General features: G+C 68.9%; 10 protein-coding genes and 1 pseudogene. 4 read left to right on the forward strand and 7 right to left on the reverse strand.

Going from position 1 to position 12,998, the window contains the following annotated elements; genetic code table 11:
* Window positions 1-36: 36 nt before the first annotated feature.
* Window positions 37-573: a hypothetical protein gene (locus ABZ919_RS28735; protein WP_361253259.1), complete on the reverse strand. Its 537-nt coding sequence runs from the start codon at window positions 571-573 to the stop codon at window positions 37-39.
* A gap of 528 nt (window positions 574-1,101) precedes the next feature.
* On the opposite strand from ABZ919_RS28735, the gene ABZ919_RS28740 reads away from it, so the two are divergent.
* Both ABZ919_RS28740 and ABZ919_RS28745 read left to right on the forward strand, forming a co-directional pair.
* A complete protein-coding gene (locus tag ABZ919_RS28740; protein WP_361253261.1) occupies window positions 1,102-1,983 on the forward strand; it encodes an alkaline phosphatase family protein in 882 nt (293 codons plus the stop codon).
* A gap of 244 nt (window positions 1,984-2,227) precedes the next feature.
* Window positions 2,228-2,694, forward strand: a pseudogene (locus tag ABZ919_RS28745) (helix-turn-helix domain-containing protein); the annotation flags it as partial.
* Window positions 2,695-2,732: 38 nt separating this feature from the next.
* Here the strand turns inward: ABZ919_RS28745 and ABZ919_RS28750 are convergent.
* From ABZ919_RS28750 to nthB, 5 genes are all read right to left on the reverse strand, one after another.
* Entirely contained in the window at window positions 2,733-3,386 is a 654-nt protein-coding gene (locus ABZ919_RS28750) for a class I SAM-dependent methyltransferase (protein ID WP_361253262.1), read from the reverse strand.
* Window positions 3,387-3,738: 352 nt separating this feature from the next.
* The gene (locus tag ABZ919_RS28755; protein ID WP_361253264.1) at window positions 3,739-4,398 is read right to left on the reverse strand and encodes an MSMEG_1061 family FMN-dependent PPOX-type flavoprotein; all 660 of its coding nucleotides are present in this window, start codon (window positions 4,396-4,398) and stop codon (window positions 3,739-3,741) included.
* Between the two features lie 1,058 nt (window positions 4,399-5,456).
* A complete protein-coding gene (locus ABZ919_RS28760; RefSeq protein ID WP_361253266.1) occupies window positions 5,457-5,813 on the reverse strand; it encodes a nitrile hydratase accessory protein in 357 nt (118 codons plus the stop codon).
* Window positions 5,810-6,412 (reverse strand): nitrile hydratase subunit alpha, encoded by a 603-nt coding sequence (nthA, locus tag ABZ919_RS28765; protein WP_361253268.1) that lies wholly within the window; start codon window positions 6,410-6,412, stop codon window positions 5,810-5,812. Before nthA ends, ABZ919_RS28760 begins: the two co-directional genes overlap by 4 nt.
* On the reverse strand, window positions 6,412-7,107 hold the full coding sequence (gene nthB / locus ABZ919_RS28770; protein ID WP_361253401.1) for a nitrile hydratase subunit beta: 696 nt from the start codon (window positions 7,105-7,107) through the stop codon (window positions 6,412-6,414). Before nthB ends, nthA begins: the two co-directional genes overlap by 1 nt.
* Window positions 7,108-8,661: 1,554 nt before the next feature.
* On the opposite strand from nthB, the gene ABZ919_RS28775 reads away from it, so the two are divergent.
* Window positions 8,662-9,381: a YoaK family protein gene (locus ABZ919_RS28775; RefSeq protein WP_361253270.1), complete on the forward strand. Its 720-nt coding sequence runs from the start codon at window positions 8,662-8,664 to the stop codon at window positions 9,379-9,381.
* Window positions 9,382-9,627: 246 nt separating this feature from the next.
* Window positions 9,628-11,622 (forward strand): hypothetical protein, encoded by a 1,995-nt coding sequence (locus tag ABZ919_RS28780; protein WP_361253272.1) that lies wholly within the window; start codon window positions 9,628-9,630, stop codon window positions 11,620-11,622.
* Here the strand turns inward: ABZ919_RS28780 and ABZ919_RS28785 are convergent, their stop codons facing one another.
* Window positions 11,623-12,630: a LuxR C-terminal-related transcriptional regulator gene (locus tag ABZ919_RS28785; RefSeq protein ID WP_361253274.1), complete on the reverse strand. Its 1,008-nt coding sequence runs from the start codon at window positions 12,628-12,630 to the stop codon at window positions 11,623-11,625.
* Window positions 12,631-12,998: the final 368 nt, after the last annotated feature.

The following is a 12,998-nucleotide window of genomic DNA, read 5'->3' on the forward strand; positions in this document are numbered from 1 at the left end:
CTGAGCGACCACGCAGCGCGCAGACATGATCGGGCATCAGATGGCCCCTGTCAGCTTCTGAACGGCTTCGATCACGCTGTCCACCACCTCGGTCACCGGCTGGGAGGCATCGATGATCGTCGCGCCACGGTTCCCGTAGATCGCTCGCATCCGAGGATTCCACTTGAGAGCCGCCGCGAGTTCTTCGGGATGCTGACCGAATGCATTCGTCGTGCGGGTCGCGAGCCGGTGGCGGAGAGTCTCCTCGTCGATCACCAGGCATACGACGAGGTCAAAAAGTTCGCGGACCTCTGCCTCGTTCTCCGCCGACCCGCACAAGAACGCGATTCGGAAACGAGACTCCTCGACGAGGGTCTCAACGCGCTCCCGGACGATTGCCCACCCGTATCGATCGAGCCAGCCCTCGGGAACCGGATACGGAGGATCCATCACGACCTCGCCCGTAACCCGCTCGATCCAGCGACTGAAGCCGTCCTCGTCGGCGTCGAGCGCGACATAGCCACGCGCTCGCAACATCCCGCAGACCGTGGACTTACCAGCCCCTGAATTGCCCGTCACCCACACCAATGTCACGACGCCAGAGTAGACACGGCCACCTCGGGCTGGCGGCACACCGGCGACCCCGACGGGAGAAGTCGTACACCAAGGCGAAGACCTCGGACGCTGGGTGTGATCCGTCCGGCTCGCCCGGGAGAGGCTGACCGCCGTGCAGCAACGGATTCCATCGGTCCGAGGCGAGGGCTCCGCCGCAGCCGACGACGGATTCCGTCCGCGCCACGCTCCAGGCTCGCCCGGCGGCACAGTCCTTCTCAGGCGATGGGCAGTTCGGTGTTTTCCCGCCTGAAAGGTCCCGGCCAGGCCATGGACGTTCAGGGCGGCCACCGTAACCGTTCCGGTGCGGTTTCCGGGCATCCCCTGGCAGGTAGACGCGATGTTCGCGGTCATTCTCACGCCAACGACGACTGTTTGACGGACCTTCACTTCAGCAACCTGAAGACCTCGGGAGCACCCCCTACTCTCCTACTGCCCGAAGCAAAGACGACCGCCTGAGCAGTAGACAACCCCCCGCGCTGTCCCAACCGCTCCCACAGGAGGTCCACCGTGTCCTTGCTCTCCCGCATCAAGCGCTCGCGCCGGGCGCTCTCCCTCGCCGCACTCCCCGCCGCCCTGGTCGGGGTGTGGGCCGCCGCCCCGGCTGCGCAGGCCGCCGCTCTCCCCGCCCCCGACCACGTGATCGTGGTGGTGCTCGAGAACCACTCCTACGAGCAGGTCATCGGCAGCACGAGCGCCCCCTACCTCAACAACACCCTGGTGGCCGGCGGCGGCAACCTCAGCCAGTCGTACGCCATCACCCACCCCAGCCAGCCGAACTACCTGGACCTGTTCTCGGGTAACAACCAGGGCATCACCACCGACAACTGCTACACGCCGCAGTTCAGCAGCGCCGCGAACCTCGGCTCCGAGCTCGTCTCCGCCGGCAAGACGTGGGGCAGCTACAACGAGGGCCTGCCCTCCCAGGGCTCCACGGTGTGCACCAACTCCGCCACCAAATACGCCCGGAAGCACAACCCGTGGTTCGCCTTCAGCAACGTACCGCTGAACACGGCGCACACCTTCACGCAGTTCCCGACGGACTACACGACCCTGCCCAAGGTCTCGTTCGTCATCCCGAACCTGTGCAACGACATGCACGACTGCTCCATCAGCACAGGTGACACCTGGCTGGAGAACAACCTCGGCGCCTACGCGACCTGGGCCAAGGCGCACAACAGCATCCTGGCCGTCACCTTCGACGAGGACGACAGCTCGCACAGCAACCACATCGCCACCGTGTTCTACGGTGCGCACGTCGCTCCGGGCAGCACCACCTCGACCCACTACAACCACTACAACACCCTGCGCACCCTCGAGGACCTGGCCGGGCTGACCACCCATGCCGGAGCCGCGGCCAACGCGTCCGACATCACCGGCATCTGGAACTGATCCCCGGGTCCGGCTTCAACGCCGTAGCACGAAGATGGCCCAGGCCCACAGCAGTGAGCCCGCGTCAGAACCGCTGCCTCGCAGGAGTCGGCGGTTCTGATGTACCGGGTGGTGGCGCTTGTACGGCGTCCGCTCGTCGGCGTCGTCAGCCTTGAACGCCGAGGTCCTGGCGACGCCAGCAGATCAGCCGTCAGATGGGGCCACCCCATCGGTTCCATGCACCTCTGCCCAGCCGGGAGGCGGGATGGCAGAGCTGGTCAGGGTCCGGCGGTGGTCGGACGCGGAAGGGCAGAGGCTGCAGCGGATCGTGCGCCGTGGCAGCATGAACACGGTTCGCTGTCGGCGGGCGATGATCGTGCTGGCTTCGCCCGGCGGAAACAGCGTCCCGGTCATCGCCCGGCTCGTGCAGACCGACGAGGACGCCGTCCGCGATGTGATCCACCAGTTCAACGAGACGGGGCTGGCTTGTCTGCACCGTCGGTGGGCGGGAGGCCGTCCCCGCCTGCTCAGCGATGACGACGAGGACTTCGTCATCCAACGAGCGCCCGGACCGCACCTTCGCCTTCCACGAGTTCGGCCCGCTCGGCATCCGCCCCCACCGCCGGCCTGTGTTGGGCGAAGCAGGGCAGACCTGACCGGCTTCCGGCCACCTTCCACCGCACCCACGGAGTGCGCTGCTTCCACGGCTGTCACTCGGTTGGCGACGACACGCGTCTGCACGAGCGGCCTCACCCTGGGAACGAGCCCCGTCAGGGCCTTTCGGGCTTTCGGGCCAGGAGGCAGGCGCGTGGTCGGTTCACCCGTCCGCCGGGCTCCTGCTCCAATCTCGCGGTGAGGACGAGACCGGCCTGGTCCAGCAGCTCGACCATGCGGTCCAGGGGCAGAAGGTACGACTCGTAGGACACCGGACGGCCATAGCCGTGGGTCGGCTGGAGTCGCTCATTGCCGACATAGTCTCCCCAGAGCAGGTAGCCGCCGGGCGCGAGGGTGCGGTGGAACTCGGCGAACACCGCCGGCAGCCACTGCGGGGGCGTGTGGTGGGTGGAGTACCACGCCAGAATGCCGCCGAGGTCGTCGTCCCTCATCTCCAGCGCGGTCATCGAGCCCTCGGTGAACCGCAGGTTCGGATACGCGTGCCGGGCCAGCCCGATCATCTTCGGCGACAGATCGACGCCGAAGGCGGACACTCCCAGCCCGGCCAGGTGCGCCGTCACGCGGCCGGGGCCGCACCCCAGGTCGGCGACCGGCCCCAGAGCGGGGGTCCGCACGAGTTCAGCAAACCCCGCCAGCATGGCGCGTGACAGCGGGTCCATCTCGGATGGAGGCGGGACGCGTTCGAGGTAATCGGCGGCGACCGTGTCGTACGACTCGCGGACGGCGGTCAAGAAGGAAAGCTCAGCCATGCCGGCGACCCTAGAGCAGGGAACTGACAGGCCGTGGGCCCGCCTTGAGTTGACCTGCGCGGCGTCCACCGCTGTAGCCCCCCTGCCCACACCCCGTTGGTCGTTTTCGGTCATGGCAGTAGGTGGAAAAGGTCCTTCCCCACGGAGACGGGTGCCGCACATGCGCAAACACCGTCACCGCCCCGTGCGACGAACCTTGCCCTTCGCCGTCATACAGTCCGCCGGCGCCATGACGAACGTTCGTTGTCGGTGGCATCGGCTAACGGGCTGCCCCATGACTGATCTTAGGGCGTTCCGGCCCGCCGGCGTGGGGGTCGGCGGCCTGGTGGTTCCGCAATCGCAGGTCGGCCCGTTACTCGTACCGGTACTTCAGCGAATCAGCCTCCGCCTGCTCGATGTCGGCGATCGTCAGCTCGGGCATTCGCAGCTGGGCCAGCGTCACCTCGGCCGAGGTCGGCTGGGCGTCGGCCGACAGCCACTGCTCCGGCTTCCAGGCCCCGCTGCGCAGCAACGACTTGGGGCAGTGCGGGTAGACCTCCTCGATCCCCAGCACCAGCGCACTGGCCGGCGGCTTGCCCACGGCGGTCAGCTGCGACAGCAGCTCCGGGCGGGTGGAGACGCAAGCCCGGCCGTTCACCCTGAGCGTCGTGGTGCGCCCCGGAACGACGAACAGCAGGCCGGCCCGTCCGGTGGCCACGACGTTCTGCAGGGTGTCCAGACGCTTGTTGCCGGTCGCGTCCGGTATCGCCACCGTCCGTGCGTCCAGGACGGCGACGAACCCGGCGGGGCCGCCGCGCGGGGAGACGTCACAGTTGCCCTCGGCATCCGCGCTGGCGACCAGGACCAGCGATGAGCAGCCGATCAACCGCCGGGTTTGCTCGGTGAGTTCGGTCATTTGCTTGCGCACGGCCGCGTCGCCGGGGAGTTCGTAGACTCGGCGCAACGCCTGTTGGTCGGGCACGGCGTCGAGGCGGAGCGAGTCGAAGGCGCTGCCGGCAAGGGGTGTCGTCATGCCTCCGACCCTAATGGGCCGACCTGCGATTGATCTTGGTCGGTTTCCGTACGGACAGGTCCTCGACCCGCCCACCACCGCTGACCTTGCTCTCCCGGTGTGGCCCTTCCGGGGCGCGCGACGGCAGGCCCCCCGGCTGCGCGAGGCCCACATACAACCCACGCGGGGACCCTCACCCGCCGGGTCTCGAGGGCCACCATCACCCAGCCCTCCGTACTCACCGGCCCCATCTCAGGACGTCGGCTGACCAACGCCGGGCAGAGCCTCTTCTACCGCGAGCCGGAGGGACTGGCCATCAGCATGCCCACGGCGCACACCGGCTCCCCGAAGACCGCCGGACGCACCGGAGCGCCGGACGGACATCCACACAAACCGGCTGCGCAGCTCAAAGAACGCCCAGTCACCGGCCGCCGCCGGTACCGTGCGCACCCTCCGCGCCACGAATACCGCCCGGCACGGGCCCCCACGACTCGTTCCCCGTGATGCCCGCACCGCGTGAGCGGGGCGACAAGCGGGCCGCCCCCACTGCTCCACTGGACCTCCAGCACACCCTGCAGCCACTCGCGGCGACAAACCGGCACTGCCGCCCCCGCGACGAGCCGGGTCAACCGGCAGAACCTGATCGCACTCCACCCCGGCCGAGCGGGACGCTCCGCCAGAGCCGCGGACCGATGACCCCTGGACCCGTCCCAGGCAAAGACAGACCCGCGACGCCGGAGATTCCCCGGCAGCCGCAGGCCGTCCTGCCGGATCCCGTGGCCGGACCTGACCCGGCCGCCCCACGCGCATCCCCGCCTTTCCAGGGCCCGGGTGAAGCGGTGATGCCACAGCGGGGCCCCTCGGCGGCGAGTTCCGCCGCCAGCCACCACTGAACGCCGAACGCCGCAACGCCAGACCCTGCGCGCGCTGCCGAAGGCCGACGGCACAGACGCGGCACGTGCCCGCGGTCCCGTCTGCGCGTAGTGGCGGGCCGGGCCGTGCGTACCTGCGTTCACGCGCCCGGGAACTCGCGGGGAGCCCCGAGGGGGCCCCAGGAGGACGCCGGGACGGCGTCGCGGTCAGTGCGGGTGGCCGGGGTGGTCACGGTGGTCGTGCCCCGTGGGGCGCTGTGCCAGTGCCTGGGCGCGTGTGCTGACCTCGTCCGTGGACACGGCACACAGGCCGGTAAGCACGTCCTCCAGCGCGGCCAGCCAGAGCCGGTAGTAGTCGTACGGCTCGTCCACGGCTGAGGAGGTCTCCCAGGTTCTGATCCGGGCGATCAGTGCGGCCTGGAACTGCGGCCAGGTGAACGTGCCGGCCTCGTAGAGGCTGACGGCCATGCCGAAGGCGCGGCTCTCCCAGGGCTCGGTGAACACCAACTCCCCGTTGGAGCGGGGCGGTGCGGCCGGGCCCTCGATGTCCAGCGGCGCGCTCATGGCGCTTCGACCTTCGCCACGCCGACCATCGCATCCCTCGTCACCAGCGGCACGAGTTCCTCCTCGGTCAGGTGCTCGGTGCCGGCCGGGCGTTCCGGCAGGACCAGCCAGCGGACCTCGCTGGTGGAGTCGTGGACGGTGATCTGCACGTCGTCATCGAGGTCGAGGCCCATCTCGGACAGCACCGTGCGCGGCTCCTTCACCACGCGCGAGCGGTAGGCGGGGTCCTTGTACCAGCTCGGCGGCAGGCCCAGCACCGGCCACGGGTAGCACGAACACAGCGTGCACACCACCACGTTGTGGGTCGTGGCGGTGTTCTCCACCACCACGATGTGCTCCCCTTGAAAGCCTCCGAAGCCCACTTCCCTGATGGCGGCCGTGCCGTCCTCGAGCAGCCGCCGACGGTAGTCCGGGTCCGTCCAGGCCCTGGCGACGACCTTGGCGCCGTTGAGCGGGCCCACGTGGGCCTCATAGGTGGTGATGAACCCGTCGATCGTCTTCGGATCGATCAGGCCCCGCTCGGTGAGCAACTGCTCGAGCGCCTCGGTACGCAGTGCTACGGGAATGGTCTCGTCCGGGTCGTTATGGGCAGCGGTCATCAGGGGGTCTCCAGGTAGCACTCGAACATTTCCACGGTGACGGCGAAAGGTTCGGCGTCGGTGCCCCACAATTCACGTGAGTCGAATCGCACCGAGTAGACATGCTGCGGGTTCTCGCCCAGGAAATGGGCGTTGGTGTCCGGCAGCACGTGGGCCGGCTGGACGATCTCGACGACGCCGGTATGGCCCCGCACATAGCCTGGTAGCCGGGTGTGCCCGGGTACGGACATGTTCTTCGCCTGTACACGCTCACCGACGGTGAAGGCCGGCGCGGTGCCGACGGTGCGCAGCGAGCCCTCGGCGGTCGGCGAGTAGTTCGGCTTGGCGGGCTTGGGGACCGGCGGTTCCTTCACGTGTTCACCGCGCAGGTTTCGGGCGCGGGCGTCGATCGCGCCCGGCGCCAGGATGGCGCTGTCCAAGAGCCTCAGCTCCCCGGCGTTGAGCCAGCGACCGTAGTAGCCGTCTTCCAGGTAGGCGGCTCGGTCCAGGCGTTCCAGCGCGTGCCGGAAGGAGTCCAGGTTCCCCCCGGACACCCGGTTGGCAAAGATAGCCAGCGCGAATGCCCGGCCCTCCCAGGACTCCTCGAAAACAGGTTCATCGCGCCTCGGCGGATGCATGGGTCCCCATCCTGGGGTTCCTCCCATGTCAGCGAGTCCATCCATCACATACCTCGCATATTGCGCATTAGCCAACATTCTTTCTCGGATCGGAGGAATCAGATACCTCTCTCGCATTGCGCTGACCTGCACTCGTCTGTCGCTCCTCGCGACTTGCGCGGAACCACATGCGACGGAGGGCACCGACCGGTCGTCCCGAGTCCGCCCCGCGGCCGATGCGTGGTCACTGTCCTCTCCTCGTTCCCCGGGACAATTGCGGATGCCGTCGCCTGTCGGACCCCCCGAGCAGCACTGACCCGCCGCAGGTCGTCGAGTCGACGGGCTCCCGAAGAGAGCGACCGCCTCCACGCCGCCCGGCCGCAGCCGAGCAGGAACGGTCTCAGCGGGCGACCCCGCAGGTGGGTCGATACGGTGCCGGCTCCGGACAGCGGCACGGCTCCGACACAACAGTCACCGAGGAGCCGCGGAACACGGACGGCAGTCGGCAGTCGGCAGTCGGCAGTCGGCAGTCGGCACCCAATGATGCGGCGAAGCCGGAGTCGCAGGTGCCCGTGGGATATGAAGAGCCGGCCCTGCCAGTGCTGCCGGGTGACTACCAGCGCATCCGTGAGGCAGGACTCGCACCGAAAGCGGACAGTTCGCCGCCCGGGCTTCCCCGCTCGGTGGTTGTTCGCCGCCCGGCTGTGGTTGACGGGGCGATCTTTCCAGCGTTCGTATCCGCGGTAGTCCGAGCTCGAGAAATGTTCCTCGTTCCGGTGCTTCCGGAGCGATGGCCGTGGGTGCGGCACTGGACCGTGTGAGGGCAGGTACAGGGGCCGAGTTCGGTGGGCACCGTAAGTGTCAAGCGCACCGGACGCAAGGTCCGTCAGACCACTGACCGCTCCGGAGCTGCCTGAGCGGTGACTGCGTGCCGAGTGGCCTGTCACCGAGCCGCAGCCGGTGCGGTTCCCCGGGCGTCCCACTAGTTTCGGGCCTTCGGCGGCCGCGGCTTTACTCGGCCCAGGGCGTGAAGCCGGTGTCGAGGACGGCTTCGAGGAGCGCACGCATCTGGGCTGCCTCTTCAGCTCCGAAACACTCCTCGAACCGAGCCGGCATTTCCCGCCACAGCGGCAGCGCCGCCTTCATCCGGGCCCCGGCGTGATCGCAACGATCCGTGCCCGGTGGTCGGCCGCGGACGGCTCGACGGTCACCAGGCCCTCCCGCGCCAACGGCTCGAGGTGCGAAGCCATCGTCGTACGATCCATCGGATCATGCCGTCGAGACTGGTGATCCTCATCTCCCCGTGCGCAGTGAGCTTCTGCAGGATGCTCGACTGCGTCGCACGAAGACCGACCGAGATCAGAGCCGTGTCACAGGTCGCGCTCAGATACCGGGCCGCCTTACGCAGAGCCAGGTGTGACCCAAGAACCGGCGCCTGAGGAAACCACTCTTGCTACCCGGACAAAAACGAGCATGAGCTCCTGGAGTCTCGGTCTTCACCAGCCTGGCCAGGCGCCACACCGACCGCGTCCTGGGGACAGCCCGAGTCGGTGACCGCGATGGGCCGAGCATTCAGGCAGAGGCGGGGGAAGCCCACAGGTGTCCTCGGTGTCCACCGCTGCGGGGCGGGTCACGTCGTGCATGCTGTGGTGCATGGCCACGATCCACCGCCGTCCCGACACGCTGACCGTCGGGGTGCTTCTCGCAGCAGTCGGCGGTTTTCTGGACGCATACACGTTCATCCGGCATCAGGTGTTCGCCAACCTGCAATCGGGCAACGTCCTGCTGTTCTGCGTGGAAGCCACGGCCCGGCACTGGCACAGAGCCTTCCTGCTGCTGGTCCCGATCGCGGCCTTCAGCGTCGGCGTTCTCCTGGTGGAAGTACTCGGCCTGCCTCGTGTCAACCGGCTCGTGCGCCGACCGCTGCGGCTGGTGCTGACGCTTCAGATCGCCTTGCTCGCAGCGATCGCAGCACTGCCTGCCGGCATGCCTGAACAGGTGACGACGGTGACGGTGTCCTTCGTCGCCGCGCTGCAGTTCTCGACGTTCACCACTCTGCGCGACAGCCCTTACACCACGCTGGCGGGGAGCGGGAACCTACAGAAAAGCCTCGTCGCCGCGCACCAATGGTGGGCGACCAGAGAACAGGCGGCCGCACGGCGGGCGGGACGGTACGCCTCGGTCGTCGCTGCCTTCGCGGCTGGCGCGGCCACCGGCGCGCTCCTTACCCGCGCGGCCGGGACCTGCGCCGTCGGCGCGGCCGCCGGCCTGCTCGCCGCCGTCCTCACGGCGCTGATCCGGCAGACACGGCAGATGGAGCGCGGCACGACGGACCGAAACCCGCCGGCGCCCCCGCCTGCGGCCACCCGCTGATCTTCGAACGTCACCGCCCGACGCCTGCCGTCGGGCGGCCCGGGTCGGGCCCGGAAGCGGGGCCGGGCGCTCGCCTCGACCGATGCTGATGACCGGTGCTGATGACCGATGCCGATGACCGACGTGCGGTGACTGGCCAGCTACCACCACCCCCGGCGTCAGGACCGTTGACGAAAATGCGACGTGACGTGTTTCGGCCAGCGTCAGACAGTGGCAGCCGGCAAAGCACTGGTCAACGCTGCTCTCATGAAATCGAAACCCCTCGTACGAGCATTGCTCGCCGCGAGTTTCAGTACGACCCTTGCGGCCACCGCGGTGTCCACCGGCGCGACTCCGAGCGTGGCGGACACCGCGGAATCCTCGGCAACAGCGCACTGGCAGTCCATGGGCCCCGACACCAGCGGTGGACGTCTCGCGTTCACTGCGGCCGCGCCAGCCCGGCTGTATGTGCTGACGAACGCAGGGAACAGCGTCTACCGCAGTGACGACCACGGCGCCACGTGGGGCGCGCCGGGCTGGCTGGGGCCCCGCGACTCCAGCGGCCGTCGCCTGGCGGCGGATCCCGGCAACCCCGACATGGTGTGGGTCGCGGCTACCGCCCCGGGTACAGAGCTGGGCTCGGTGCTGCGCAGCCAGGACGGTGGCAAGACCTTCCAGGTGGTCCTGAGCAGCCCGACGGACATCACCGACGTGGTGGTGTCCCCCACGGGCCGTCAGCTCTTCGCCGCGGGATCGGCGGGTGTCTGGGAGAGCCTGGACCACGGCACGCACTGGGCGCTGCTTCCCGGCTCACCGGGCCATGTGCAACGCCTCGCGCTCAACGGCGAGCGTCTGTTCGCCGGCACGACGACGTCGCTGTACGTGATCGCGGACGCGCTGACGCATCCGCAGGAGGCCCGGAAGCTCCCGCTTCCGGCAAGCGTGTACGTCCAGCATCTGTCCGCTCGCGGCGGGGTCGTCGTGGCCGATCAGAGCCCTGACGGCAGCGCGGTCATCTCCACCGACGACGGCGGCAGTTGGGACACGCTTTCGGGTCCCTGGGGCACGGACTACGTGGTCTTCAGCGCTCTGACCGCGAACGGTGAGATCCAGGTGGAGACGCTCCAGCCGGCTGCCGACGCCACGACCGCACGCAGGAACATGTGGATCAGCTCCGACCGTGGCCGCACGTGGACTGCCCGGCCGAACGCCGTGACGGCGCTCGACCTGTACGAGGACCTCGGCAGCTTCCCGGACCGTCCGGACCAGCAGGTGGTCACGGGACCTGCGGGTACCTTCAGCACGTACAACTCGGTCCGCTACCGGCGCATGGGGGTGCCCGCCGCGGAGGTCGACGCCCTCGCGGTGTCGGATCACACGCTCTTCGCGGGTACGTCCGTGGACAGCTACAGTTCGCGGGCAGTGCTCTCCAAGGGGCTTCCCGCCGGCTTCCAGAACTGGGGCTGGAACGGGCGGTCGCCCGACACGCTGGGCAACGCGATCGGCGCGCTTGCCGTGGTGCCGGGCCAGGGAATGATCAGGGCGCGCATGGCACTGTGCCCCGATTCCTGCATCGCTTTGGAGCGGTCCAGCGACGGTGGTGCCACCTGGCAGCCGTTGAACTCGGTCTTCGTGGACGGGGCGACCCGCTCCATGGCCATCGACCCCCATGACCCCTCCCACCTCTACGTCGGGGCGTACGGCCTGGCCAGCGGTCTGTACACCAGCAGGGACGGCGGCCGGACCCTGCAGAAGAACTTCATCCCCGGGTTGCAGGGCGTCCGCTCCGTCGCCATCGATCCCCGCGCCGACGGTTCGCTGTGGATCGGCGATGTCTCCGGGCTGTACCTGAGCAAGGACTCCGGCGCGAGCGCGGTCCAGGTGCTCAGCGGGGACGTCGAGCGGGTCGCTGTCGACCCTCAGGACCCCGATCACATCGTGGTTGCCGGCAAGAACATGCTCAAGGTCAGCCATGACGGTGGCGCCTCGTTCAGCGACGCCGTGGGCCCTGCGGCGGACTACGACGATGCGGCCTTCGCCCCGGACGGAACGGTGTTCGCCGCTTCCGCCGACGGGATGGGGGTGACTGGCCAGGGTGTGGTCCGCAGCGTGGACGGCGGTGCCCACTTTGCCGATGCCACCACCGACCTGCCCGACCGTGATGTGCGTTCGATCCTGGTCTCGCCCGACGGAGAGTGGCTGTTCGCGGGCACGGGCGGCAGCGGTGTGTACCGGATCGCCCTGAACCGCCTCGGCGGGTAGTCAGAGCGGGTGCCGGGGGCCGTCCTCGCCGTACGCAAGGCCCCCGGCATCGTCGTCCAGCCAGCCGAGCTTGCACGCCTGCCAGGCCAGCTGCATCCGGCCTCGTGCGTGGGCGCGGCGCATCAGGTCGTGCACGCGCCGCTGCACCGTTCGCGGACTGACGCGCAACTGCTTGGCGATCGACTTGTCGCTCATCCCGCCGATGAGGAGGGACAGCAGCTCACGCTCCTCCACGTCGAGAGGGCCGTCACCGTGCAAGGAGTCGATCAGCACGGGCGTCGCCCGCTCCCAGTGTGTCTCGAACAGGGAGATGAGCGCCACCAGCAGGCTCGTTCCCCGGACCAGTGCGGCGGTGGGTTCACCGGTCGTCTCGTCGCCCAGCGGGCACAGCGCCATCGACCGGTCGGCGATGGCCATGCGGATCGGCAGTCTCGAGATCGACCGCGCACGCTCCCCCGCGCGCAACCCCTTTGCAAGGTCTGCCGTCGCTCCCGGGGCGTCCAGCAGTGCGGACTCATAGATCACCTGGTAACGCACGCCCCGGGCCAACGCACGGAACTCCTCGTCGTTCTCCCCCGCGGTCATGGCGATGGGTTCGTCACGGCAGAACCACAGCATCTCCTCCCGGGCGTCTCGCTGCAGACTCAGCGCCTGCTGCCGGATCGCCTCCGCGCCGGTCAGCACCTCGACCAGCTGCGCGGAATCGCGCCGTAGCGCGCTGCTGCGGTACTCCTGGGCCAACTGGGCAACGGCCGCCCGCGCCCGCTCCAGTTCCGCCTGACCGTCCACGAGCAGCGGCCCGAGCGCGACGTCCGGCGGCGTGGGTGCGAAATATCCTGAGGTGCGGCTGATGAACCGCTTGTCCAGCAGGACCTGCAGGACCGGCTCCACCTCGGAGGCCGGCAAGCCGAGTTGAGCGGCGACCTCTTCGGGAGCGGACCGGTAGCCACTCACGATCACGCGGTAGACCCGCTCCTCGTCATCGTTCAGGCCGAGTACCCCTAGCACCGCGCCTCCTCCCTGCCTACTCCTCAGTGACCAGCCGGAATGTTAACCGGACGGTCGCTTGTACGGATTCCCGTGAGTCTTCGCACGCGAGCTGCTCGCCGCAGGGACTCAAGCCCCCGGCGAGCGGCGACGTACGCATCTGGCCCATCGGGAGCGGCACCGAGGCGGTGACACACCCCTTCACCCAGCACCGCGCGCGTTCCCGGGTGCTGCCGACGGCGGCCGCCAGCGGTGACCGGCAGGCGGGGTTCAGCCGGATCTCGATGTCGTCGGACGTCATCTCCGGCACTGGGTCGGCCGTGACGCGGCCCCGCACCGGACGGCCGCTCTCGGCCTCGACGAACGACAGGGGCGGCCGGCCATCCTGG

This window comes from Streptomyces sp. NPDC046759 (assembly GCF_040645475.1).
In the GTDB taxonomy this organism is placed as follows: domain Bacteria; phylum Actinomycetota; class Actinomycetes; order Streptomycetales; family Streptomycetaceae; genus Streptomyces.

Coding starts and splice junctions, on each gene's coding strand:
- ABZ919_RS28750 (WP_361253262.1), bottom strand. CDS start 3,386: ATGGCTGAGCTTTCCTTCTTGACCGCCGTCCGCGAGTCGTACGACACG.
- nthA (WP_361253268.1), bottom strand. CDS start 6,412: ATGACCGCTGCCCATAACGACCCGGACGAGACCATTCCCGTAGCACTG.
- ABZ919_RS28755 (WP_361253264.1), bottom strand. CDS start 4,398: ATGACGACACCCCTTGCCGGCAGCGCCTTCGACTCGCTCCGCCTCGAC.
- ABZ919_RS28775 (WP_361253270.1), top strand. CDS start 8,662: ATGGCCACGATCCACCGCCGTCCCGACACGCTGACCGTCGGGGTGCTT.
- ABZ919_RS28760 (WP_361253266.1), bottom strand. CDS start 5,813: ATGAGCGCGCCGCTGGACATCGAGGGCCCGGCCGCACCGCCCCGCTCC.
- nthB (WP_361253401.1), bottom strand. CDS start 7,107: ATGTTGGCTAATGCGCAATATGCGAGGTATGTGATGGATGGACTCGCT.
- ABZ919_RS28780 (WP_361253272.1), top strand. CDS start 9,628: ATGAAATCGAAACCCCTCGTACGAGCATTGCTCGCCGCGAGTTTCAGT.